20 protein-coding genes and 2 pseudogenes are annotated in these 22,414 nt (G+C 74.2%); 12 read left to right on the forward strand and 10 right to left on the reverse strand.

The features are described from left to right. Positions 1 to 41: 41 nt before the first annotated feature. Positions 42 to 1,058, forward strand: coding sequence for a polysaccharide deacetylase family protein (locus tag AB0P03_RS21510; protein ID WP_363630260.1), 1,017 nt, complete (start codon positions 42 to 44; stop codon positions 1,056 to 1,058). Positions 1,059 to 1,092: 34 nt separating this feature from the next. On the opposite strand, the gene AB0P03_RS21515 is transcribed toward AB0P03_RS21510, so the two are convergent. From AB0P03_RS21515 to AB0P03_RS21535, 5 genes are all read right to left on the reverse strand, one after another. Further along, the gene (locus AB0P03_RS21515) at positions 1,093 to 1,794 is read right to left on the reverse strand and encodes an exonuclease domain-containing protein (protein WP_363584138.1); all 702 of its coding nucleotides are present in this window, start codon (positions 1,792 to 1,794) and stop codon (positions 1,093 to 1,095) included. A gap of 188 nt (positions 1,795 to 1,982) precedes the next feature. After that, complete coding sequence (efeB, locus tag AB0P03_RS21520) at positions 1,983 to 3,236, reverse strand: iron uptake transporter deferrochelatase/peroxidase subunit (protein WP_363584140.1); 1,254 nt, start codon at positions 3,234 to 3,236, stop codon at positions 1,983 to 1,985. A gap of 142 nt (positions 3,237 to 3,378) precedes the next feature. Beyond that, complete coding sequence (locus AB0P03_RS21525) at positions 3,379 to 3,834, reverse strand: GNAT family N-acetyltransferase (RefSeq protein WP_363584142.1); 456 nt, start codon at positions 3,832 to 3,834, stop codon at positions 3,379 to 3,381. 129 nt (positions 3,835 to 3,963) lie between these two features. Beyond that, on the reverse strand, positions 3,964 to 5,520 hold the full coding sequence (locus AB0P03_RS21530) for a carboxylesterase family protein (RefSeq protein WP_363630262.1): 1,557 nt from the start codon (positions 5,518 to 5,520) through the stop codon (positions 3,964 to 3,966). Positions 5,521 to 5,840: 320 nt separating this feature from the next. Further along, on the reverse strand, positions 5,841 to 7,031 hold the full coding sequence (locus AB0P03_RS21535; protein ID WP_350881759.1) for an SAV2148 family HEPN domain-containing protein: 1,191 nt from the start codon (positions 7,029 to 7,031) through the stop codon (positions 5,841 to 5,843). 539 nt (positions 7,032 to 7,570) lie between these two features. Here AB0P03_RS21535 and glgX point away from each other — a divergent pair. The 3 genes from glgX (at position 7,571) to treZ (ending at position 14,119) form a co-directional block, all read left to right on the forward strand. Further along, a complete protein-coding gene (glgX, locus tag AB0P03_RS21540) occupies positions 7,571 to 9,793 on the forward strand; it encodes a glycogen debranching protein GlgX (protein WP_363630263.1) in 2,223 nt (740 codons plus the stop codon). A gap of 70 nt (positions 9,794 to 9,863) precedes the next feature. Next, entirely contained in the window at positions 9,864 to 12,371 is a 2,508-nt protein-coding gene (gene treY / locus AB0P03_RS21545; RefSeq protein ID WP_363630265.1) for a malto-oligosyltrehalose synthase, read from the forward strand. A gap of 2 nt (positions 12,372 to 12,373) precedes the next feature. Beyond that, a complete protein-coding gene (gene treZ, locus AB0P03_RS21550) occupies positions 12,374 to 14,119 on the forward strand; it encodes a malto-oligosyltrehalose trehalohydrolase (protein ID WP_363630266.1) in 1,746 nt (581 codons plus the stop codon). Between the two features lie 41 nt (positions 14,120 to 14,160). Here treZ and AB0P03_RS21555 read toward each other — a convergent pair whose 3' ends face one another. After that, on the reverse strand, positions 14,161 to 15,054 hold the full coding sequence (locus AB0P03_RS21555; protein WP_363584151.1) for a transketolase C-terminal domain-containing protein: 894 nt from the start codon (positions 15,052 to 15,054) through the stop codon (positions 14,161 to 14,163). 105 nt (positions 15,055 to 15,159) lie between these two features. After that, on the reverse strand, positions 15,160 to 15,873 hold the full coding sequence (locus AB0P03_RS21560; protein WP_363630268.1) for a transketolase: 714 nt from the start codon (positions 15,871 to 15,873) through the stop codon (positions 15,160 to 15,162). Between the two features lie 57 nt (positions 15,874 to 15,930). Here AB0P03_RS21560 and soxR point away from each other — a divergent pair, with 57 nt between their 5' ends. Together soxR and AB0P03_RS21570 are read left to right on the forward strand one after the other, a co-directional pair. After that, a complete protein-coding gene (gene soxR / locus AB0P03_RS21565; RefSeq protein WP_363618980.1) occupies positions 15,931 to 16,470 on the forward strand; it encodes a redox-sensitive transcriptional activator SoxR in 540 nt (179 codons plus the stop codon). Between the two features lie 123 nt (positions 16,471 to 16,593). Continuing rightward, positions 16,594 to 17,517, forward strand: a complete 924-nt coding sequence (locus AB0P03_RS21570; RefSeq protein WP_363630270.1) for an aminoglycoside phosphotransferase family protein — start codon at positions 16,594 to 16,596, stop codon at positions 17,515 to 17,517. Positions 17,518 to 17,530: 13 nt separating this feature from the next. Here the strand turns inward: AB0P03_RS21570 and AB0P03_RS21575 are convergent, their stop codons facing one another. Beyond that, positions 17,531 to 18,037, reverse strand: coding sequence for a GNAT family protein (locus AB0P03_RS21575; protein WP_363584158.1), 507 nt, complete (start codon positions 18,035 to 18,037; stop codon positions 17,531 to 17,533). A gap of 66 nt (positions 18,038 to 18,103) precedes the next feature. Beyond that, on the reverse strand, positions 18,104 to 18,742 hold the full coding sequence (locus tag AB0P03_RS21580; RefSeq protein ID WP_363630272.1) for an SUMF1/EgtB/PvdO family nonheme iron enzyme: 639 nt from the start codon (positions 18,740 to 18,742) through the stop codon (positions 18,104 to 18,106). Between the two features lie 76 nt (positions 18,743 to 18,818). On the opposite strand from AB0P03_RS21580, the gene AB0P03_RS21585 reads away from it, so the two are divergent. From AB0P03_RS21585 to AB0P03_RS21610, 6 genes and pseudogenes are all read left to right on the forward strand, one after another. Further along, the gene (locus AB0P03_RS21585; RefSeq protein ID WP_363618977.1) at positions 18,819 to 19,463 is read left to right on the forward strand and encodes a CatB-related O-acetyltransferase; all 645 of its coding nucleotides are present in this window, start codon (positions 18,819 to 18,821) and stop codon (positions 19,461 to 19,463) included. Between the two features lie 98 nt (positions 19,464 to 19,561). Next, entirely contained in the window at positions 19,562 to 19,993 is a 432-nt protein-coding gene (locus AB0P03_RS21590; RefSeq protein WP_363618976.1) for an SRPBCC family protein, read from the forward strand. Between the two features lie 225 nt (positions 19,994 to 20,218). Further along, the gene (locus AB0P03_RS21595; protein ID WP_363630273.1) at positions 20,219 to 20,440 is read left to right on the forward strand and encodes a DUF397 domain-containing protein; all 222 of its coding nucleotides are present in this window, start codon (positions 20,219 to 20,221) and stop codon (positions 20,438 to 20,440) included. Between the two features lie 124 nt (positions 20,441 to 20,564). After that, entirely contained in the window at positions 20,565 to 20,846 is a 282-nt protein-coding gene (locus AB0P03_RS21600; protein WP_363630275.1) for a hypothetical protein, read from the forward strand. A 90-nt stretch (positions 20,847 to 20,936) separates the two neighbouring features. Beyond that, positions 20,937 to 21,011: pseudogene (locus AB0P03_RS21605) on the forward strand (hypothetical protein); the annotation flags it as partial. 28 nt (positions 21,012 to 21,039) lie between these two features. After that, positions 21,040 to 21,642: pseudogene (locus AB0P03_RS21610) on the forward strand (Scr1 family TA system antitoxin-like transcriptional regulator); the annotation flags it as partial. A 288-nt stretch (positions 21,643 to 21,930) separates the two neighbouring features. Here the strand turns inward: AB0P03_RS21610 and AB0P03_RS21615 are convergent. Beyond that, positions 21,931 to 22,365, reverse strand: coding sequence for a hypothetical protein (locus AB0P03_RS21615; RefSeq protein ID WP_363630306.1), 435 nt, complete (start codon positions 22,363 to 22,365; stop codon positions 21,931 to 21,933). Between the last annotated feature and the right edge of the window lie 49 nt (positions 22,366 to 22,414).

Here is a 22,414-nt window from a genome sequence, read left to right on the forward strand (position 1 = left end):
ACCCGTCCTCTGCACCCCTCTGCACCACAGGAGCCGCCGCCATGCCCCACTCCGCCACCCGCCGGCCCTCCCCTCCGACCCGTACGGCCCTCACGGCCCGCCGCCGGCTGGTCGCAGGCTGCGTCGTGGCGGCCGCCACCCTGGGCCTGGCCGCGTGCGGCACCGCCAGCGGAGCCCTCCAGCCGACGGCCGGCGTCAGCACCCAGCCCCCGATCACCATCGCGCCGACCGACTCCCGGCCGACCGACGGCCCCGTCGCCACCGTCGCGCCCGCCCCCGGCTCCGACAGCGCACCCGCCTCCGCCGCCCCGCCGGCCGTCCCGAAGCCGCGCACGCCCAAGGCGTCGGCCGGGACGACCGCCGCGCCCCACAGCGGCACGCCGAGCACCCCGGTCACCACCACGCCCGTAGCGACCACGCCCTCGGGCACCCCCGCGCCGCCGCCCGCCCCGGTCAAGCCGGGCACCGTCATCGGCTCCACCGCCTCCGGCGGCCACACCGTGGCGCTCACCTTCGACGACGGCCCCGGCCCCGCCACCGGCCAGATCCTCGACCTGCTCGCCCAGTACCACGCCAAGGCCACCTTCTGCGAGATCGGCCAGAACGCCGCCGCCAACCCGGCCCTGGTCAAGCGCGTCCTCGCGGCCGGCCACCGGCTCTGCGACCACAGCGTCCACCACCCGCAGCCGTTCGCGAAGCTCCCCCACGACAAGGCCGCCTACGAGATCTCCGCCGCCAGGGACATGATCGTCAAGGCCGGCGGCCCCGGCACCCGGGTCAGCTGGTTCCGCGCCCCCGGCGGCGGCTTCAACGCCGACAACGAGCAGATCACCGCGAGCCTCGGCATGTCCTCGCTCGGCTGGTCCGTCGACCCGCGCGACTGGTCCCGCCCGGGCGTGCCGGCCATCGTCTCCACCGTGCAGAAGCAGCTCAAGCCCGGCGGCGTGATCCTGATGCACGACGGCGGCGGCGACCGCACCCAGACCGTGGCCGCGCTCAAGCAGCTGCTGCCCTGGCTGGTCGCCCAGGGCTACACCTTCGACTGGCCGGCCGGCTAGGCCCCGCCCGGCCCGCCGGCCTCACCGGGGGCGGTCACCTCATCGGCCACCGCGGGTCGACCACGGCCTGCGGGTCCTTGCCGCGGCGCAGCCACGCCTGCAAGCCCTCGGCCCACTCCCGGTACCAGCCGATCTGGCGCTCGTGCAGCTCGGCCGGCGCGACGTCGCCGACCTCGGCCCGGTAGCGCTCGGCGAGGGCGACGGCGACCCGGACGGCCGCCAGCGCGTCGCTGCCCGCCTCGTGCGCGTCCGTCAGCTCGACGCCGTACACCTCGCAGACCCGCTGCAGGGTGCGCGAGCCCTTGCGGTACTTGTCCACCGCCCGGTCGACGACCAGCGCGTCCAGCACCGGCCCGACCGGGGCGCCGAGGCGCTCGGCGAGCGGCACCAGCCCGTACCGGCGCAGCTCGGCGTCGAGCAGCGACAGGTCGAACGGCGCGTTGAACGCGACCACCGGGCGCCCTGCGGCGAGCCGCTCGCAGAGCGCGCCGGCTATCTCCTCCACCGCCTCCTTGGCCGGCCGGCCCTTGCCGCGGGCCAGGTCGTCGCCGATGCCGTGGATCGCCTCCGCCTCGGCCGGGATCGGGACCCCGGGGTCGAGCAGCCAGTGCGCGGCCCCCACCCGGCGGGCCCCGACGGTGTCCACGAGCGCGGCCGTGACGATGCGGTCCACGGCCGGGTCGGTGCCCGTGGTCTCCAGGTCGAAGCCGACCAGTGGCTGCTGCCACCAGCTCATAAGGGGGTGTCCTTCCGTCCTGCCTCTCGAAACAGCCCCCATCATCACCCGCCCCACCGACATCCCGGCCGCCGGGGCGGTCGGGGTGCGGGCCGGTACGGCGGCGGACGGCCCCCTCGGTTTCGGCAGGTCGCCCCAACGGCGGGCGCCCGCGCCCCGGTTGGGCGACGGGCGCACGAACCGGGGCGTCAGGTGGCGGTGAGGAGGGTGCGGCCGAGCCAGTCGGTGGTGTCGTGGGCGCCGGGGAGGACGTAGAAGTAGCCGCCGCCGGTGGGGCGGAGGTGGCGGGCGAGGGGTTCGGTGTTGAGGCGGGTCTGGACGGCTTCGAACTGGCGGGCCACGTCCTGCTGGTAGCAGCAGAAGGCGAGGCCGAGGTCGGGTTCGCCGTCGGAATCGAGGCCGCGGTCGTAGTTGAAGGCGCGGCGCAGGATGCGGCTGTCGCGGGTGCCGTCGGTGCGGGGGTTGGCGAGGCGGATGTGGGAGTCGAGGGGGATGACGGCGCCGTCGGGGTCGTTGCGGTAGTCGGGGGTGTCGGTCTCGCCGGCCGCCCCGAGCGGGGCGCCGTCGTTCTTGCGCCGGCCGATCAGGCGTTCCTGCTGCTTGAGCGGCACCTCGTCCCAGCCGGCGACGAGGGTGCGGATGGCGCGGATGACCTGGTAGCTGCCGCCGGCGGCCCAGCGCGGTTCGTCGCCGCCCTCGCCGACCCAGACGAGGGCGTCCAGCTCGCGGGCGTTCGTGGTGTCGGGGTTCTCGATGCCGTCCTTGAAGCCGAGCAGGTTGCGGGCGGCGCCGGTGGGGCGGGAGCGGTTCTGGAAGCCGTCGAGCTGCCAGCGCGGGCGGATCAGGCCGTTGGTGCTGCGCAGCAGGTCGCGGATGGTGTGCTGGACGGTGTCGCGGTTCTCGGCGCAGATCTGGAGCGAGAGGTCGCCGTGGCATTCGGCGGGGCGCAGCGCGTCGACGGGGAAGGCCCGCATGGCGGTGAGCCGGCGGGGGCGGTGGCGGGTGAGGCCGTAGCGGGTGTCGAAGAGGGAGGCGCCGACGGCGACGGTGACGGTGAGGTCGTCGGCGGGCAGGTCGGGGCCGAGGGTGCCGCTGTCGGAGGGGGCGGCGGCGGGGCCGAGGTCGGGCGGGGTGCCGCCGGCGGTGAGGAAGCGGATGCGGTCGGTGAGGGTGCGCAGGAGGGTTTCGAGGGCCTTGCGGTCGCGGGCCTTGACGTCGAGGGCGAGGAAGGTGCCGTAGCCGGGGGGCGGGTTGGTGATGCCGGCCTGGTGGAGGCCGTGGAAGTCGATGCGCCGGGTGGCGGTGCGGGGCGCGGCCTGGGCGGGGCGGGCGCCGGTGAGGGTGAGGGCTCCGGCGGTGGTGGCGCCGAGGGCGGTGCGCAGCAGGCCGCGGCGGGTGGCGCGGGGGTGTTCGGAGCCGGTGGAGTGCGGGCTGTCGATCATGGACGGGACGCTAACAAGCGGTCGGGCCCGGTGCTCGGGTGAGCGCCGCGCCCGACCGCCGGTCACCATCCGTCCGGCCTACTCGCGTCACCCGGGCGAGCGTCACCGGGCGCCACGCCCCGACCAACGGGCCGGCCCCGGTTCAGGCGGCGGGCTCGCGGACCAGGTAGACGTCGATCGGGTCCTCGTGGTCGAGGACGAAGCCGTGGCGTTCGTAGAGGCTGCGGGCGGGGCTGCCCTGGAGGACGTCGAGGCGCACGGGCTCGCCGGCGGCGTCGGCCTGGGCGAGGAGGTGGCGCAGGACGGCGGTGCCGAGGCCGCGGCCCTGGTGGGCGGGGGCGAGGTAGAAGTGCTCGATCCAGCGGCCGCCCTGCTCGGCGGGGCGGACGGTGACGGAGCCGGCGAAGGCGCCGTCGACGAGGATGACGGAGCTGTGGCGGCTGGAGAAGCCCGCCCGCAGGCGCCGGCGGACCCGGTCGTCGTCGTAGCGGCCGAGGCGTTCGAGGTCGGCGCGCAGGACGACGGCCTTGAGTTCGGCGACGGGTTCGACGTCGGCGGCGGTGGCGGGGCGCAGGGTCCAGGCGGGGAGGCTGTTCACGGCCCGCAGTGTGGCAGCGGCCGCACCGGCCTGGCCAGCGGGTTTCAGGGGCCGGACGCCGGGGCGGGGCGTGCCGAGGGGGCCGGGCGGTGGCCCGGCCCCCTGCTCCGGTGGGAAGGCGGGAAGGCCTCAGCGGGTGCCGAGGTCCAGGGCGGGGAAGGAGTAGTCGTCCCAGAGGGCGCGTTCGTCGTCGTGCGGGGCGTACTGGACGCTGGGGTTCAGGTCCCAGATCCGGGTGGCCCGCGCGTCGGCGGTGTAGGACGGCCAGCCCGGGTCGCCCTCGCGGGCGAAGGAGGCCCAGGCGTCGGCCATCCGCTCGGACAGCCGGGTGAGTTCGGGCCGCTGGGCGGCGACGGTCTGCGCGCCGCGCGGGATCGCGCCGAGGTCCAGGCCGCCGAAGACGAAGGGCAGTTCCAGGGTGTGCATGGCGCCCAGGTTCTGGGCGGCGGGCAGGCCGGGGACGTAGGGCACGTGCCAGTCGAACTGGTAGACGTGGGTGGGCCGCCAGCGGGACTGGGCCTCGGCCAGGCGCAGGGTGGGGATCCGCTCGGTCTGGTCGGTGAGCATCGCGTTCACCACCCGGCCCTCGGTGGCCCCGGGGCGGTCGGCGGCGTACCGGTCGTACATCTGCTGTTTGCGGTCGGCGAGCACGGGGGGCAGGTTGCGGTAGGCGCTCAGCGGGAGGTCCGGCAGCGTGGGGTCGAACAGCGCCCAGTAGTCGGTCTCGTTCTCGGTGGTGCCGGTCATCACGTCGACGTCGCGGGCGCTGCCGGCGGCGATCCGTTCGACGACCGGGCCGGGCACCAGCGCCCCGTCGATGGAGGGGCCGAAGAAGACCGCGGAGGACAGTCCGGAGAGCCCGTGCTGGACCTGTTCCTGGAGTTCGAGGACCTGTTGGGTGCTCAGCCGGTCGAGGTCCGCGACGGTGTGGATGCCGCCGGTGGCGAAGACCTTTCCGGCGGTGGCCCGCGCGGCGGCCGCGGTGTGCACCAGGTAGCCGGGGCCGCTCTCGACGATGGCGCGCCGGAAGAGGCGCTCGGGGTGGTCGCCGGCCAGCAGGGCGCTGATCGAGATCGCGCCGGCCGACTGGCCGAAGACGGTGACGTTGCCCGGGTCGCCGCCGAAGGCGCCGATGTGCCGGCGCACCCAGGTCAGCGCGGCGCTCTCGTCGCGCAGCCCGTTGTTGCCCGAGCCGGCGTAGGACGGGTCGAGCGCGCCGAGTTCCGTCCAGCCCAGGATGCCGAGCCGGTAGTCCAGGTTCACCACGACGGCGTCGCCGCGCTCGGCCAGCAGGCCGCCGTCGAAGACGGGCTGGGCGGCGGCGCCGAGTTCGTCCGCGCCGCCGTGCAGGAAGACCATGACGGGTTTGCGGGCGCCGCCGTGGTGCGCCGACCACACGTTGAGGTACAGGCAGTCCTCGGTGCCGCCGCCCGCGCTCAGGTCCTGCGGGCAGCCGGGGCGGGCCTGGGTGGCGCGCAGTGTTCCGGGCCAGGGTGCGGCGGGCTGCGGCGGGCGGAACCGGCGCTCGCCGGTGGGCGGCGCCGCGTACGGGACGCCCAGGTAGGCGCACCGGCCGTCCTGGGCCACCCCTTGCAGGCGGCCGGCGGAGGTCGCCGTACGGCAGCCGCCCGCCTCCCGGGCCTCGGCGGGGACGGCCGGCAGCAGGCCCAGCAGGGCTGCCGCCACGCCGGCCAGCGCGAACGGCCAGCGCCGGCGGGCGGTTCGGCGGGCATTCCCCGGCAGCCTTCCGCCAGGCCCCGTCCCAAGCCCCGCCCCGGGCCCTTCGCGCAGCCTTCCGCGCGCTGCCCCCCGTCCTGTCCCGCGCTTTGTTCCGTACACCACGGCGCACTCCCCTCGACGTCGTCGCGTCGCTCGTGCGGCCGCGACCCCGCCTCCAGCTTGTGCGGCGCGGCCCGGGGGTGTCGCCGCCGCACGGATGGAGTTCCGGGTCTCCACCCGGGGGTGGAGAGAGGGATCCGATGGTTCGTCAGAGGTGGGGGGAGGGTTCAGGACACCGGCCGGGAGTCGCCCCAGGCGCCCTCGAACTCCTCGCGGTAGACCTCCAGCAGGCCCTGTTCGCTGCCGCCGGGCTGCTGGCCGGCGCCGCCGCGCAGCACCAGGGCCGGGGACTCCATGCCCCGGGCGCGGCGCAGGTAGGGCTGGATGACGCCGAGGTCGCGGCTCTGGCGGCGGCCGCCGACCTGGCCGGTCGGGCGGGGGCCCTCGACGAGGTAGGCGGTGAAGCGCGGGGTCTCGTCGAAGACCCGGATCTCGAAGCCGCCCTGGTCGCGCAGCCGGGCCCGCACCCGGCGCACGTGCATGATGTTCATCTCGATGGAGCGCGACAACTCGCCGCGTCCGAGGCCGAGTTCGCGTTCACGGCGGCGGACGGCGCTGCTCGCCGGGTTGAGGAAGAGCAGACGGACCCGGCAGCCGTCGCCGGCCAGGCGCACCAGCCGCTTGCCGGTGTAGTTCTGGCAGAGCATGCCGAGGCCGATGCCGAGCGCGTCCAGACGCCGGGCGCCGTCCAGCAGGTCCTCGACGGGCAGGTCGCGCTGGAGGCGGACGCGGTCGGCGTGCACGGCGACGACGTCCGCGTACCGGCCGGCCACCAGCGACTCGACGACGTCGGCGGGCACGCCGCCGGCGCCGCCGTCGAGGACGGCGAGCAGGCGGGCGGCGGCGCGTTCGGTCTGGGCGAGGACGGTCTGGGTGAGCACCCGGTTGCGGGAGACCACGTGCCGGGCCACTTCCAGTTCGTCCAGGGCGAGTTCGATCTCGCGCCGGTCGGACAGGTAGGGCTCGAAGCAGGGCCAGTGCTGGACCATCAGCTCGCGCAGCTGGGGCAGGGTGAGGAAGACCAGCGGGTCGTCGTCCGCCGGGTCGAGCAGGTAGCCCTTGCGGCGGCTGACCTCGCGGACGGCGCCGGCCCGGTGCGCCCACTCCTCGCCGGCGGGGCCGGCGGCGGCGGTGACCCAGTCCTCGCCGTGGGCGGGGGCGTAGATGGGGTGCAGCACCTCGTCGACGAGGGAGCGCAGCCGCTGCTCGACGAGGTTGAGCCAGACGTAGGCGCGGCCGGACAGGCGGACCCGCTGGTAGGCGTCCTCCCATTCGGCGGCGGACCAGGCGAGGGCGGGGACCTCGACCGGGCCGCCCTGGGCGGGCACCAGGGGACGGCCGGACAGGGTGGGGCGCATGACGACCGTGGGCGCCTCGCTGCGGGCGCCGCCCCGGTCGGGGCCGTCGGGCCCCGGGCCGCGGCCGCCGGCGGGGAACACCATGCGCCACCTCACCTGGTTTGCTGCTCTACGCTCCGCCCCTGCGCGGCTGATGGAACGCCACCGGCCCGGGGACGGCCGGACGATCAAGGGTACTGCCCGCCGCGAGCGGTGTGCAGCCGGATGGCCCACGGGGCCCGGCACCACCACCAGGCCCACCCTTCACAGACCCACGCCCGTCGCAGGCCCCGCCCATCGCAGGCCCGCCCGCCACAAGCCCGCCCGCCACCGGCCCGCACTTATCACAGGAATGCCGACTGGACACCCGTTCGGGCGAACCGGCAGCACATGTCCCGGCCGCCGGGGGAAGGCTCGGGGAGTATGCGCACTGTGCCGTGCGTCACGGCGCGCGAGCGCCGCACATGCCCGACCGCCCGGCCGGGAAGAGAGCGTCCGGGTCCGGGCGCGTTATCGGACTACACGTCAGTTTCCGTTGAATGCAAGGAAGTTGAGGACTCATGCAGGTCTGGCCCGGTAAGCCCTACCCCCTCGGCGCCACCTACGACGGGGCCGGCACCAACTTCGCGGTGTTCTCCGAGAGTGCCGACCGGATCGAGCTGTGCCTGATCGACGAGGACGGCTCGGAGACGGCCGTCGAACTGCGCGAGACGGACGCCTTCGTCCGGCACGCGTACCTCCCCGGCGTCCAGCCCGGCCAGCGCTACGGCTTCCGCGTCCACGGCCCGTACAACCCCGGCCTCGGCCAGCGGCACAACAGCGCCAAACTGCTGCTGGACCCGTACGCCAAGGCGATGAGCGGGCACATCGACTGGGACGAGGCCGTCTACGGCTACCACTTCGGCGCGCCCGAGCGCCGCAACGACCTCGACTCCGCCCCGCACACCATGCACTCGGTCGTGATCAACCCGTACTTCGACTGGGGCACCGACCACCCGCCGCGCACCGACTACCACCGCACCGTCATCTACGAGGCGCACGTCAAGGGCCTCACCCGGCTGCACCCCGGCATCCCCGAGGAGATCCGCGGCACCTACGCGGGCCTGGCCCACCCGGCGGTGATCGAGCACCTGGCCAAGCTCGGCGTCACCGCGATCGAGCTGATGCCGGTGCACCAGTTCGTCCGCGACCACCGGCTGCGCGACCTGGGCCTGACCAACTACTGGGGCTACAACACCATCGGGTTCTTCGCCCCGCACTCCTCCTACGCCTCCAGCGGCGACCGGGGCCAGCAGGTGCAGGAGTTCAAGTCGATGGTCAAGGCCCTGCACGCGGCCGGGATCGAGGTGATCCTGGACGTCGTCTACAACCACACCGCCGAGGGCAACCACCTCGGACCGACGCTGTCCCTGCGCGGGCTGGACAACGTCTCCTACTACCGCCTCGCCCAGGACCAGCGGTTCTACGAGGACACCACCGGCACCGGCAACAGCCTGCTGATGCGCAGCCCGCACGTGCTCCAGCTGATCATGGACTCACTGCGCTACTGGGTCACCGAGATGCACGTCGACGGCTTCCGCTTCGACCTCGCCGCCACCCTGGCCCGGCAGTTCCACGAGGTCGACCGGCTCTCCTCCTTCTTCGACCTCGTCCAGCAGGACCCGGTGGTCTCCCAGGCCAAGCTGATCGCCGAACCCTGGGACCTCGGCGAGGGCGGCTACCAGGTCGGCAACTTCCCGCCGCTGTGGACCGAGTGGAACGGCATGTACCGGGACACCGTGCGCGACCTGTGGCGCGGCGAGACCGCCGCCCTCGCCGAGTTCGGCTCCCGGCTCACCGGCTCCTCCGACCTCTACCAGGACGACGGCCGCCGCCCCATCGCCTCCATCAACTTCGTGACCTGCCACGACGGTTTCACCCTGCGCGACCTCGTCTCCTACAACGACAAGCACAACGAGGCCAACGGCGAGGACAACCGCGACGGCGAGTCCTTCAACCGCTCCTGGAACTGCGGCGTCGAGGGCCCCGGCACCGACCCGGCCGTCGAGGAGCTCAGAGCCCGCCAGCAGCGCAACTTCATCGCCACCCTGATGCTCTCCCAGGGCGTGCCGATGCTCTCCCACGGCGACGAACTCGGCCGCACCCAGCAGGGCAACAACAACGCCTACTGCCAGGACAACGAACTCACCTGGCTGCACTGGCCGGACGGCGACGGGCCCGAGGCGCGGCTGCTGGAGTTCACCCAGGGGATGATCTGGCTGCGCCGCGACCACCCGGTGTTCCGGCGGCGGCGCTTCTTCCACGGGCGGCCGGTCCCCGGGCGCCCCGGGCCGGGGACGCTCGCCGCCGGCGGCCACCTCTCCGGCGGTCACCCCTCGGGCGGTCACCCCTCCGGCGGTCACCCCTCCGGCGGCCATGACTCGGGCGGCCACGACGACCTCACCGACATCGCCTGGTTCACCCCCGGCGGGGAGGAGATGACCAAGCGCAACTGGGGCGCCAGCTACGCCAAGTCGCTGACCGTCTTCCTCAACGGTTACGCCATCTCCGAGCCGGACCGGCGCGGCGGGCGGATCGTCGACGACTCCTTCCTGCTGATGTTCAACGCGCACTTCGAGCCGCTGGAGTTCACCCTGCCCGCCGACCACGGGCAGGAGTGGCAGGTCGTGGTCGACACCGCACAGGCCCGGCTGCCCGCCCCGGGCACGGGCGCGCGGGTCAAGGCCGGTGACGCGCTGTGGCTCACCGACCGCTCGCTGATGGTGCTCCAGCGGCCGGCCTGACACCCCGCGCTCACCTGTTCGGACCAGCAGCGGGTCTTGGCGGCGGGCTCCCCCGGGTACTCATGGACCTATGACCTCCGCCGCCGAGCCCGCACCGCCCCGCCCGGCCGCCACCTCCCCCTCATCCGCCACCGCTACCGCCCCCACGGCCAGCTACCGCCTCCAGCTGCAACCCGGCTTCACCCTCCACGACGCCGCCGCCGCCGTCCCCTACCTCGCCGCCCTCGGCGTCTCCCACCTGCACCTGTCCCCGCTGCTGGAGGCCGCCCCCGGCTCCACCCACGGCTACGACACCGTCGACCACGGCCGGGTCAGCGAGCAGCTCGGCGGCGAGGGCGCCCTGCGCGCGCTGGCCGACGCCGCCCACCGGCACGGCCTGCGGCTGCTCGTCGACGTGGTGCCCAACCACATGGCGGTGCCCGTCCCCGAGCGGCTCAACCAGCCGCTGTGGCAGGTGCTGCGCGACGGCCCCGACTCGCCGTACGCGCGCTGGTTCGACATCGACTGGGCGGCCCAGCCCGGCCCCGCCGACGCCCCCGCGCGCGGCCGGGTGCTGCTGCCGCTGCTCGGCGACCGGCTCGGCGCCGTGCTGGACCAGCTGGCGGTGGACGGCGAGGTGCTGCGCTACCACGACCACGAGCTGCCGCTGCGGCCCGGCACCTCGGGGCTGCCGCTGGACGAGCTGCTCGCCCGCCAGTGGTACCGGCTCGCCTGGTGGCGGCTGGCCCGCACCGAACTGAACTACCGGCGCTTCTTCACCGTCAACGAGCTGATCGCCGTCCGGGTCGAGGAGCCCGAGGTGTTCGCCGCCACCCACGCCACCCTGCTGCGGCTGCACGCCGACGGCGTCGTCGACGGCTTCCGGATCGACCACCCCGACGGGCTCGCCGACCCGCGCGGCTACCTGCGCCGCCTCGCCGGCGCCACCGGCGGGGCGTACACCGTCGTCGAGAAGATCCTCACCGGCGACGAGCGGCTGCCCGCGGACTGGCCGGTCGCCGGGACCACCGGCTACGACGCGCTGCGCCGCATCGACGGCGTGCTCACCGACCACGCGGGCGCCTGCCGGCTGGCCGGGGCGTACGCGGCGTTCCTGACCGGCTCCGCGCCGGGCGGCGAGTCCTGCACCGACCCCCACCCGGCGGTCGCCGTCGCCCGGCGCGGGCGGGCCGACATGACCGCGCCGCACGGCGAGCTGGCCGCCGAGGTCGACCGGCTGGTGCGGATCGCGCTGCGGATCGGCGCCGCCGAGCCCGCGCACGCCGACCACGCGCCCTGGCGGCTGCGCGCGGCGCTGCGGCGGCTGTTCACCGGCTACCCGGCGTACCGGCCGTACGCCCGGCCCGGGGAGCCGGTGCCGCCGGCCTCGGCCGAGCAGGTGCGCGCGGCGCTGGGCGGCTCGGCCGACCCGACGGACCGGCTGGTCGCCGCCCTGGCCCTCGGGGAGCTGGGGAGCGGGCCGCACAAGGACGAGTTCTGCGAGCGCTTCGCGCAGACCGCCGCCGCCGTCGCCGCCAAGGGCGTCGAGGACACCGCCTTCTACCGGTGGAACGCGCTGCCCGGCCTCAACGAGGTCGGCGGCGAGCCCGGCCGGCCGGGGCTGTCGCCGGCCCGGTTCCACGACTGGTGCCGCTACCTGGAGCGCGCCTGGCCGCACAGCATGACCGTGCTGTCCACCCACGACACCAAGCGCAGCGCCGACGCCCGCGCCCGGCTCGCCGTGCTCGCCGAGCGGCCCGAGGCCTGGGCCGCCGAGGCCGCCGCCTGGTCCACCGCCGCCGGGCCCGGCCCAGGCGCCGGCCCCGACGGCGAAGGCGACCACGACCACGACCACGGTGCCCGCGACGGCGACTGGCTGCTCTGGCACACCCTCGTCGCCGCCTGGCCGATCGACCCCGACCGACTCGTCGCCGCCCTCCTCAAGGCCGCCCGCGAGGCCAAGCTGCACACCTCCTGGACCACCCCCGACACCCGCTTCGAGCAGGCGCTCACCGCGCGCGCCCGCGCCGTCCACACCAACCCCGGGCTGCTGCCCCGGATCGAGGGCCTGGTGCACGCCCTCGCCCCCTACGCCCGCGCCAACACCCTCGCCGCCGCGCTGCTGCACCTCACCGTCCCGGGCGTGCCCGACCTCTACCAGGGCAGCGAGGAGCCGCTGTACACCCTCGTCGACCCGGACAACCGGGGCGTGGTGGACCTCGGCGCGCTCGCCGTCCGGCTCACCGACGCGGCCGCCCCGCGCCCCGGTGACCTCGCCCGCGAGAAGCTGCACCTCACCAGGGCGGCGCTGCACCTGCGGCGCGAGCGCCCGCTCGGGCCCTACCGGCCGCTGAGCGCCGCCGGCCCCGCCGCCGACCACCTGCTGGCCTTCGCCCGCGGCGCCGACGTGGTCACCGCCGTCACCCGGCTCCCGTACGGGCTGGAACGCGCCGGCGGCTGGCGCGGCACCGTCCTGGAGCTGCCCGAGGGCGGGCCCTGGACGGACCTGCTGACGCTGCGGACCCACCCGGCGGGCCCGGTGCCCGTCACGCGGCTGCTGGCGGACCGGCCGGTGGCCCTGCTGACGAGGAGGAGCTGAGCGTGCGGACCTACGAGGTGTGGGCGCCCCTGGCCACCGACCGGGTCGAGGTCGAGGTCGACGGCGCCGCCCATCCGCTGGCCCGGTGCCCGGAGCGCCCGGGCTGGTGGACCGGCGGCGCTCCGGCCGGCGACTACGCCTTCCGCCTCGACGACGGGCCGCCACTGCCCGACCCGCGCTCCCCCTGGCAGCCGCACGGCCCCGACGGCCCCAGCCGCCCGGTCGACCACGCCGCGTTCCGCTGGTCGCAGACCGGCTGGCGCGGCCGCGCGTTGCCCGGCGCCGTGCTGTACGAGCTGCACATCGGCACCTTCACCCCCCGCGGCACCTTCGACTCCGCCGCCGAACACCTCGACCACCTCGTCGAGTTGGGCGTCGACTTCGTCGAACTGATGCCGGTCTGCCCGTTCCCCGGCCGACACGGCTGGGGCTACGACGGGGTCTCGCCGTGGGCCGTGCACGAGCCGTACGGCGGGCCCGAGGGGCTGAAGCGCTTCGTCGACGCCGCCCACCGCAAGGGCCTCGGCGTGGTGCTGGACGTCGTCCACAACCACCTCGGCCCCTCCGGCAACTACCTTCCCGCGTACGGCCCGTACTTCACCGACCGGCACCACACGCCGTGGGGGGCGGCGGTCAACCTGGACGCCCCCGGCTCCGACGAGGTGCGCCGCTACCTGACCGGCAGCGCGCTCGGCTGGCTGCGCGACTACCGGATCGACGGCCTGCGGCTGGACGCCGTGCACGCCCTCGCGGACGACCGGGCCGTCCACTTCCTGGAGGAACTGTCCCACGAGGTCGAGAAGTTGGCCGTCGCGACCAACCGCCCGCTGTTCCTGATCGCCGAATCCGACCTCAACACCCCGCACACCACCGCCCCGCGCGCGGCCGGCGGCCAGGGCCTCACCGCGCAGTGGAGCGACGACTTCCACCACGCCCTGCACTGCGCGCTCACCGGCGAATCCCAGGGCTACTACGGCGACTTCGCCCGCCACCCGCTCGCCGCCCTCAGCAAGACGCTCACCCGTGGCTTCTTCCACGACGGCACCTGGTCCGGCTTCCGCGGCCGCGGCCACGGCCGCCCCTTCCCGCCGGACGGCGGACACCGGCTGCTCGGCTACCTCCAGACCCACGACCAGATCGGCAACCGGGCCCTCGGGGACCGCATCTCCACCTGCCTCACCGCCGGCCGGCTCGCCTGCGGCGCCGCGCTGGTGCTCACCTCGCCGTTCACCCCGATGCTGTTCATGGGCGAGGAGTGGGGCGCGGCCACCCCCTGGCAGTACTTCACCGACCACACCGACCCGCAGCTCGCCGAGGCCGTCCGGCAGGGCCGGCGCCGGGAGTTCACCGACCACGGCTGGGCCGCCGAGTCCGTCCCCGACCCGCAGGAGCCCGCCACCGTCCTGCGCTCCGTCCTCGACTGGACCGAGCCCCGGCGCGCCCCGCACGCCGAACTCCTCACCTGGCACCGGACGTTGATCCGGCTGCGCCGCGACCGGCCGGAGCTGTCCGACCCCGACCTCGGCGCGGTGCGGGTGGCGTACGACGAGGCGGCGCGCTGGCTGGTCGTGCACCGGGGGCCGTACCGGATCGCCGTGAACCTCGGCCCCACCGAGGCCGCCCTGCCACTGGACGGGACCGGGCGCGAACTGGTAGCGGCCTTCGGGGCGGCGGCGCTGGACGGGACGGCGGTACGGCTGGGGGCGGACGCGGTGGCGGTGGTCGCGGTGGCGACCGTCGCGCGCTGACCCACCCCGCGCGTCACCACAGGAACGTCACCAGAGGAACGTCACCAGAGGAAGGTGCCGATCCGCTCCCGCAGCGAGGCCGCGTCCAAGCCGTAGGCGGTCAGGTGCTCCGGGATCGAGCCGTAGTGCCGGTGCTCCTCGCGCGGCACGCCCAGGCCCAGCACCCGGTGCGGGCGGTCGGCCAGCGCGGCGTGCGCCTCGTTCGCCGAGGTGCCCGCCAGGTACGGCTCCACCAGCACCACGTCCGCCCGCTCCCCCACCGCCGCCCGCAGCCCGGCCGCGTCGAAGGGGCGCACCGTCGCCGCGTACAGCACGGTGGCGTCCAGGCCCTCGGTGGCCGCGAGCACCGCGTCCAGCATCGGCCCGACCGCGATGACCACCCCGCGCGAGCCCTGCCGCACGGTGGTGAACCGGCCCGCCTCGACCGGCAGGGCCTGCGCGTTCCGGTGCTCCGAGAGGCGGACGTAGACGTTGCGGTCGCCGTCCGCGACGGCGTGGCGCAGCAGCCTCTCGGCCTCGTCCGGGTGGCCCGGCACGTGGACCGTCCAGTCCGGCAGGGTGTCCAGCAGGGCGACGTCGCCCGGGGACATGTGGGTGCGGCCCCCGGCCGGCCAGTCGTAGGAGCCGGCCGCGCTCACCAGGACGGCGCCGACGCCCTGGTGGACGAGGTCCAACTTGACCTGCTCGAAGGGACGTTCGACGAGGAAGCTGGCGAAGGTGTGGGCGATCGGGCGCATCCCGGTCAGCGCCAGGCCGCCGGCCGCGCCGATCAGCAGTTGCTCGCGGATGCCGACGTTGACCACCCGGTCCGGGTGGCGCTGCTGGGCCGGGGCGAAGGCGGCCGCACTGATGTCGGCGAGCACCACGGCCAGCCGGGGGTCCTCGTCCAGCAGGCGGCTGGTGACGTCGATGAAGCGGTCGCGCATGGTGTCCATCGGTGAAGTGCCTTTCGGTTCATGCTGGTTGGCGCTTGCGTGCTGGTTGGCGCTTGCGTGGGGGTTCTCTGGCTCAGCAGTCCTCGGTCTCAGGAGTCCTCGGGCTCAGGAGTCCTTGGGCTCGACCCGGGCGACCACCACGTGCGGGCGGCCCGGGTGCTCGGCGGTGTAGGCGCGGTACAGCGCCTCGTGGTCGCGGCCGTCCACCGTCACGGCGGACCAGCCCTCGGCCGCGAACCGGGCCGCGATCCCGCCGTGCCAGCCGTGCGTGGCCGAGGAGTTGTCGATCACCACCGCGTGCAGCCGCTCCAGCCCGTACGCACCGGCGAAGGCCACCGCCTCGTGGTTGGAGCCCTCGTCGAACTCGGCGTCGCCGACCAGCACCCACACCGCCGGGTCGGTCAGGCCCTGCGCCCGCAGCCCGAGCGCCGTGCCGACGCCCAGCGGCAGGCCGTGCCCGAGCGAGCCGGAGGCGATCTCCACCCCGGGGACGAGCATCCGGTCCGGGTGGTGGCCGAGCGGAGAGTCGTAGCCGCCGAAGCTCGGCAGCACCCCGGGGTCGATGAAGCCCTTGGCCGCGAGCACCGCGTAGTACGCCATCGGGCCGTGGCCCTTGGAGAGCAGGAAGCGGTCCCGGTCCTGCGCCTCGGCCCGCTCCGGACTCACCCGCAGGACCCGGTCGTACAGCACCCAGAGCGCGTCCAGGGTGGAGGTGGCGGCCGGGCCGTGCTTCTCGTCGCCGGTCATCAGGCCCATCAGCGCCGACAGGTCCTCGAAACGGGCGGTTTCCGCGAGGTCCGCGGTTGCGTTCGTCGTCATGACCACGATGGTGCAACTTAAAGTCGACTTGAGGTCAAGCGGCTAGAGTGGGTGCCCATGACCGCGACCCCGGACCACGGCCGATCACCCGGCCCGCACCGCGACGACCTGCTCACCATCGGCCAGCTCGGCCGCCGCAGCGGCCTCGCCGCCTCCGCCCTGCGCTACTACGAGAGCCTCGGCCTCATCCACGCCACCCGCACCGCCGGCGGCCAGCGCCGCTACCCCCGCGGCACGCTGCGCCGGATCGCCTTCGTCCGCGCCGCCCAGCGCGTCGGCCTCTCCCTCGACGAGGCCCGCGTCGCCCTCGACCGGCTCCCCGAGCGCCCCGCTCCCAGCGGCGCCGAGTGGGACCGGGTCGCCGAATCCTGGCAGAGCCGCATCGACGAGCAGATCGCCGAGCTCCAGCGCCTCAAGGCCAAGCTGACCGGCTGCATCGGCTGCGGCTGCCTCTCCCTCTCCCGCTGCTCCCTCTACAACGCCGCCGACCGCGCCGCCGACACCGGCCCCGGCGCCCGCTACCTCCTCACCCGCGACCCGGCCGGCGGCCCGGAACCCCTCTCCCCCACCGCCACCGACGTCTGCGGGCCCCAGTGAACCGCTCCGGCGCGGGGCGCGGGCCGCTTCCCGCTCCCGGCCCACCCCGGGCGCCGGGGCCGGCCGGCCCCGACCGCTGAAAAGCCTTTGCCGCGGCGACGCCGGTCCGCCTACCGTGCGCCCATGCTGCCGGTGGTGGAGACGGAAGAACAGTGGGACGCGATCGTGCGCGACGAGACGGTGATGCGCCCCGGAGCCGAGGCGCTCTGCGCCGAACTCGGCCTCGCCGGGCTGCCGTTGGCGCGCTTCGCGGAAGGGTCCGTCCCGGTCTACGCGGTGGGCGACGCGCACGTCCTCAAGCTGTTCCCCGCCGCCAGCGCCGAGGACGGCGTCACCGAGGAGCGCGTCCTCACCCGCCTCCAGGGCGCCCTGCCGATCCCCACCCCCGACGTACGGGCCGCCGGCGCCCACGTCAACGGCTGGCGCTACGTGCTGATGTCACGACTGTCCGGCGAGGGCCTGGCCCCCGCCTGGCCGCGGATCCCGCAGGCCGACCGGGAGCGGATCGCCCACGACTGCGGCCGGGCGCTGGCCGCCCTGCACGCCCTCGACCCCGGACCGCTCGCCGACACCCTCGGCCCCGGCGACTGGGGCGCCTTCCTGGACCGGCAGCGGGCCGGGGCGGTGGCCCGCCAGCGCGAACGCGGCCTGCCCGAAGCCTGGTTGGAGCAGATCCCGGACTTCCTGGCCGCCGCGCCGCTGCCCCGGACGCCGCAACGCGCCCTGCTGCACACCGAGTTCATGCGCGAGCACCTGCTCGTCGACCCGGCCGACGGCTGGCGCCTCACCGGCCTGCTCGACTTCGAACCCGCCATGGTCGGCGACCCGGCCTACGACCTCGTCGCCGTCGGCCTGTTCACCACCCGCGCCGACCGCCGCCTGCTCGGCCGCCTCCTGGCCGGTTACGGGCGCGGCTTCGAGCCGGGCCTGCTGATGGCGTACACGCTGCTCCACGTGTACAGCCACCTACCGTGGTACCTGAGGGAGTTGAAGCCCTCCGCGCGGACGCTGGACGCCCTCGCGGAGGAGTGGTTCGGGGTCGCCTGACGGGTCTTGCGGATCAGGGCCGGGGGTCGGTGCGCAGCAGGCTGTAGAGGACCATGTCCCGCCATTGGCCGTCCCGGAAGCCCCTGCTGCGCTGGACGCCCTCGCGGACGAAGCCGCACTTCTCCAGCGCGCGCTGCTCGGCGAGGTTGGCATCCTCGGTGTCCGCCTCCAGCCGCATCACCGGGGTGTGGGCGAACAGGTAGTCCACCAGCAGCCGTTGGGCCTGCGTGCCGATGCCCCGGCCGCGCGCCTCCGGGCGGAGCACGATGCCGACGTTCCAGTACGGCGCCACGTCCACCTGGCCCACCTGCCGCCAGGCGACGAACCCGGCGAACTCGTCCCCGGACAGCACCGCGAGCATCGACTGCTCGGGCGCCAGCAGGCCGTGCTCCGCCCAGCGGCGCCGGAACCGCCCGGGGTCGCGCCACCCGTACCACTGGAACGGGCCCACCGCCTGGGGGTCGTTCAGCAGTACTTCGAGCGGGTCGAGGTCGGCTTGGCCGATCGGTCTGAGGGACACCGGTGCATCGTTCATGCAGACCCCAACGGTCCGTGACCTGGCCCGGGTTCCCCGCGGCGCGCGCCTTCAGGTGGTGATCGACCGGGCGAGCCGGAAGCCGACGTCGTCGATCCGCAGGGTGGGGTGGCTGCGGCGGCGGACGGAGGCGCGGCAGCTCCAGTGCTCGTCGAACCAGCCGCCGCCGCGCAGCACCCGGTAGCCGCCGTACACCTCGGCGTCGTACACGTCCCAGCACCACTCCCACACGTTGCCGAGCAGGTCGTACAGGCCGAAGCCGTTGGGGCGCAGACCGCCCACCTGGTGCGGGCGCGCGCCCGAGGTGCCGCGGTGCCAGGCGATCTCGTCGAGCGGCCCGTAGCGGGGGCCGTCCGTCCCGGCGCGGCAGGCGTGCTCCCATTCGGCCTCGGTGGGCAGCCGGTAGCCGTCGGCGGCGCGGTCCCAGGTGACGGACTCGCCGTCCTGGTGGTACGCGGGGGTGAGGCCGTGGCGCCGGGACAGTTCGTTGCAGTAGTGGACGGCGTCGTACCAGGAGACGCTGTCGGCGGGGAGCCGGTCGCCGGCCCCGGCGCCGTACTGCTCGCGGGTGACCGGACAGGCCGCCAGCTCGTAGGGGGCGAGCTCGACGCTCCAACTCCGTTGCGTGCGACGGTCCGACAGCGTGACGCGGCCGGACGGAACGGTGATCATGCCGGTGCTCGCGTCCATGATCCGCGATCCTAGACGGTGAGATGATCGATGTCCCTCCCACGCTTCACACCTGACGAGCCGGAGTCGTGTCGCCATGAGTTCCGTTCCGCCCGATCCCTCGACGCTGCACCCGATGGCCGGACAGCCGCGCGTGGTGCTCCTCAAGCCACTGGTGACGTCCCCGCTGATCGACGTCGGCGACTACTCCTACTACGACGACCCGGACGACGCGACCGCCTTCGAGACGCGCAACGTGCTCTACCACTACGGCCCGGAGCGGCTGGTGATCGGGAAGTTCTGCGCGCTGGGTACGGGGGTCCGGTTCCTCATGAACGGGGCGAACCACCGCATGGACGGCCCCTCGACCTTCCCGTTCCCCATCATGGGCGGAAGCTGGGCCGAGCACTTCGACCTGATCACCGGCCTCGCCGGCCGGGGGGACACCGTGGTCGGCAACGACGTCTGGATCGGCTACGGCGCCATGGTGATGCCCGGGGTGCGCATCGGCCACGGCGCGATCGTCGCCTCCGGCGCCGTCGTCGTCGACGACGTCCCCGACTACGGGATCGTCGGCGGCAACCCGGCCAAGCTCATCCGCACCCGCTACAGCGGGCCGGACATCGCCCGCCTGCTCGCCCTCGCCTGGTGGGACTGGCCGACCGAGCACCTCACCCGGCACCTGCGCACCGTCATGTCCGGCACCGTCGACGACCTCGAAGCGGCCGCGCCGGGCAGGTGACGCCCCGGAGCCGACCGCCAGGCCCCCTGGCGCCTGCCGCGCGGCGGCCCGAGGATGGTGCCCGTCCGTACGGAGGCACGCGAAAGGCGGCAACGACGATGGCAGGCACGAAGGTCAGCACGGTGGTGGAGGCTCCGGCCGAGCGGGTGTGGGAGCTGCTCGGGGACTTCCACAACCTCGGCGGCTGGCACCCGAACCTGCCGGCCAGCAGCCTCGGCAACGAGCTGACGGGCAACGCGATCGGGTCGGTCCGGGTGTTCGAGATCGACGGCGTGGCACTGCACGAGACGCTGCTCGCCTACGACGAGGAGGCCCGCAGCTACACCTACAGCTTCCCCGAAGGGGCATTCGAGCTGTACGGCTACCGGGCGACGCTGCGGGTCACCCCGGTCACCGCGCTCGACGCCAGCTTCGTCGAGTGGGGCGCCACGTACGACGTCGACGCCGAGCACCGCAAGGACTCCGCCGACCGCCTCCACGGGGTGTTCGCGGCCGGCCTGGCGGCACTGCGCGAGCGCTTCGCCGCCTGACGGCGGCGGGCGGCCCTCCCGTACGACGGACCGCACTCCCGTACGGCGGGCCGCCTACCGCCCCATCGCCACGTAGAGCGTGACTGGCGACCAGCCCGGCAGCGACTGGGTTGAGGGCCCGGACCAAGTCGACGTCTGTCGAGCGGCGTTCGGCGAGATCACGGCAACCGCCGTGTCTCTGGACCAGTCGCTCAACCTCATCACACAGAGGAGAGACACGCTCAAGTGACCCACTTCCCTGTCGCCTCCGCACTCCCCGTGCAGTGGAAGAAGTCAAGCGCCAGCAGCCCGAACGACAACTGCGTCGAAGTAGCCGACGGCGTCACCGGCATCGTCCCGGTCCGCGACAGCAAGGACCCCCACGGCCCGGCCCTCGGCTTCGGCCCCGAGGCCCGGCGGGCATTCGTCGCGGGCGTTCGGTCCAACGGCTTCCCGACAGCTCTCTAACCTCCGCTGTCCTGGGCGGCCCCGCGCCGAGCACGGGGCCGCCCCCCGGCTTGACGGCCGCACCCGGTCCACGTCACCGCGCTAAGTGCAGGGACTCGCAACCGACTTCACGGAAGGGGCAGTCATGGCACTACGTTTCACCGGGATCGACCCGGACACCCCCAACGGCGGATCTCCGACGGTGTGGCTCGAAGACGAGAAAGCGGAGATCGTCGTCCAGGGATGGCTCCCGGACGCGGACACCCTCCGCACCATCAGCGAGACCGAGTGGGTACCTGATCACCCCATCGGCGTCCCCGACCATGAGGGCGTCGTCCGTATCCCCGTCCGGATGATCCCGGCCTTGCGGAAGGTGTGCGATGACGCAGAACGTGCCGGACTTTGGCGCACTGCTGAGGAGCGCTGAGCGTTCGGCGGTCCACCTGGAGATGCGGGACTCCTATGGTTCACCGGCGACGGCGACTGGGCCGGCCACCACTTCAACGAGGACCCGGCCACGGTGAAGATGGTCTCCGCCTCCTTCGAGGCGGTTTGGGAGCGCGCTGTCCCGCACGCGCAGTACACCGTCTGAATCACCACCGGCACCGGGTAGTTCGCACATGTCGTCGTCCCCGTACTCCAGCGTTGTCGAGGCCCGCAAGGCGCTCGACAACCGGCTGATCGAGATCCGCAGGGACGCCGGGCTGACTGGCGACGAGTTGTCTGCCCGGTGCGGGTGGCATCCTGCCAAGACCAGCCGGATCCAGAGTGGCAAGTCCGCTCCGTCCGAGGACGATCTCCGCGCCTGGTGCGCTGCCTGCAATGCCGAGAACCAGATCCCCGACCTCATCGCCACGGCCCGCGCCGTCGAGTCGATGTACACCGAGTGGCGTCGCATGGAGCGCACCGGGTTGCGGGCCGCACAGGAGTCCGTCGCCGCGCTCTACCAGCGCACCAGGCTCTTCCGCGTGTACGCAAGCCGGGTCATTCCCGGCATGGCACAAACGCCCGAGTACACGGCTGCCGTACTGCGCTCGATCCAACGCGATCGTGTCCCCATCGATGACGTCGAGGAGGCCGTGGAGGCGCGACTGGAGCGTCAACGCATGCTGTTCTCCGGCCGCCAGCGGTTCGGGCTGCTGGTCGAGGAATACGTTCTCCACACCGCCGTGTGCAGTAGCGAGACCATGTCGGCTCAGCTCGGCCATCTGGTCACCGCCGCCTCCACCCCGACGGATCATGGGCGGTGCTGGAGAGTCGGAACGACGGCACCGCGCACGCCTTCCAGGGCGGCCCGCGCGCCTCTGGTCCGAGCTGGAGGCCGCAGCCTCGACATGGCTGTCCAACGGGCGCCCAGGGCTGGAACGTTACGGGCTCACGGTGACCCCGGAGACGAACACGGTCTGGCTGGACGACCCCGGCAACACCGTCGGCACTCTCGGCGAGTGATCACCACCCCGGCCCTCGGACCTCCGTTCGGCAGTCCCTGGCCACGAAGCCGTCCACCCCGTCTAGCGGAGCATCACGTACCCCCAGCAGAGCAGCGACAGCGCCCCCATGGCCCGGCCGAGCGCGACCGCCACCCGGCCGCACTCGGCGCCGCGCGCCCGCTGGAAGGCGGCGATCAGCGCGGTGATCGCCGCGGCCGGCAGGAGCAGCGCGAACAGGAGCCAGGCCCAACCACCGAACGTCGCCACCATCAAGGCGCACAGGATCGCCAGCGGCACCCACACGGCCGCGACGGTGAACCCGGCAGCCGCACAGGCGACCCGGAACGGGTTCCGCCGGCGGTAGAAGACCGGCACGGCGCACACGGCGGCGCTGAGCAGCCCGACCAGCTGCGGGACGTACGGCCAGGTGGCGCCGAGCGCCACCACCAGCGTCAGCGGCAGTAGGAAAACGGCTGCCGCCAACGCGGCCAGCAGGCGCGCGCTTGTCGGCACCACCACCATGACTCCCCCTAGCAGCAAACCTGAACGCGTTCAAATGTAGCGC

Origin of the sequence: Kitasatospora sp. NPDC088779 (assembly GCF_040685395.1) — a bacterium.
In the GTDB taxonomy this organism is placed as follows: domain Bacteria; phylum Actinomycetota; class Actinomycetes; order Streptomycetales; family Streptomycetaceae; genus Kitasatospora.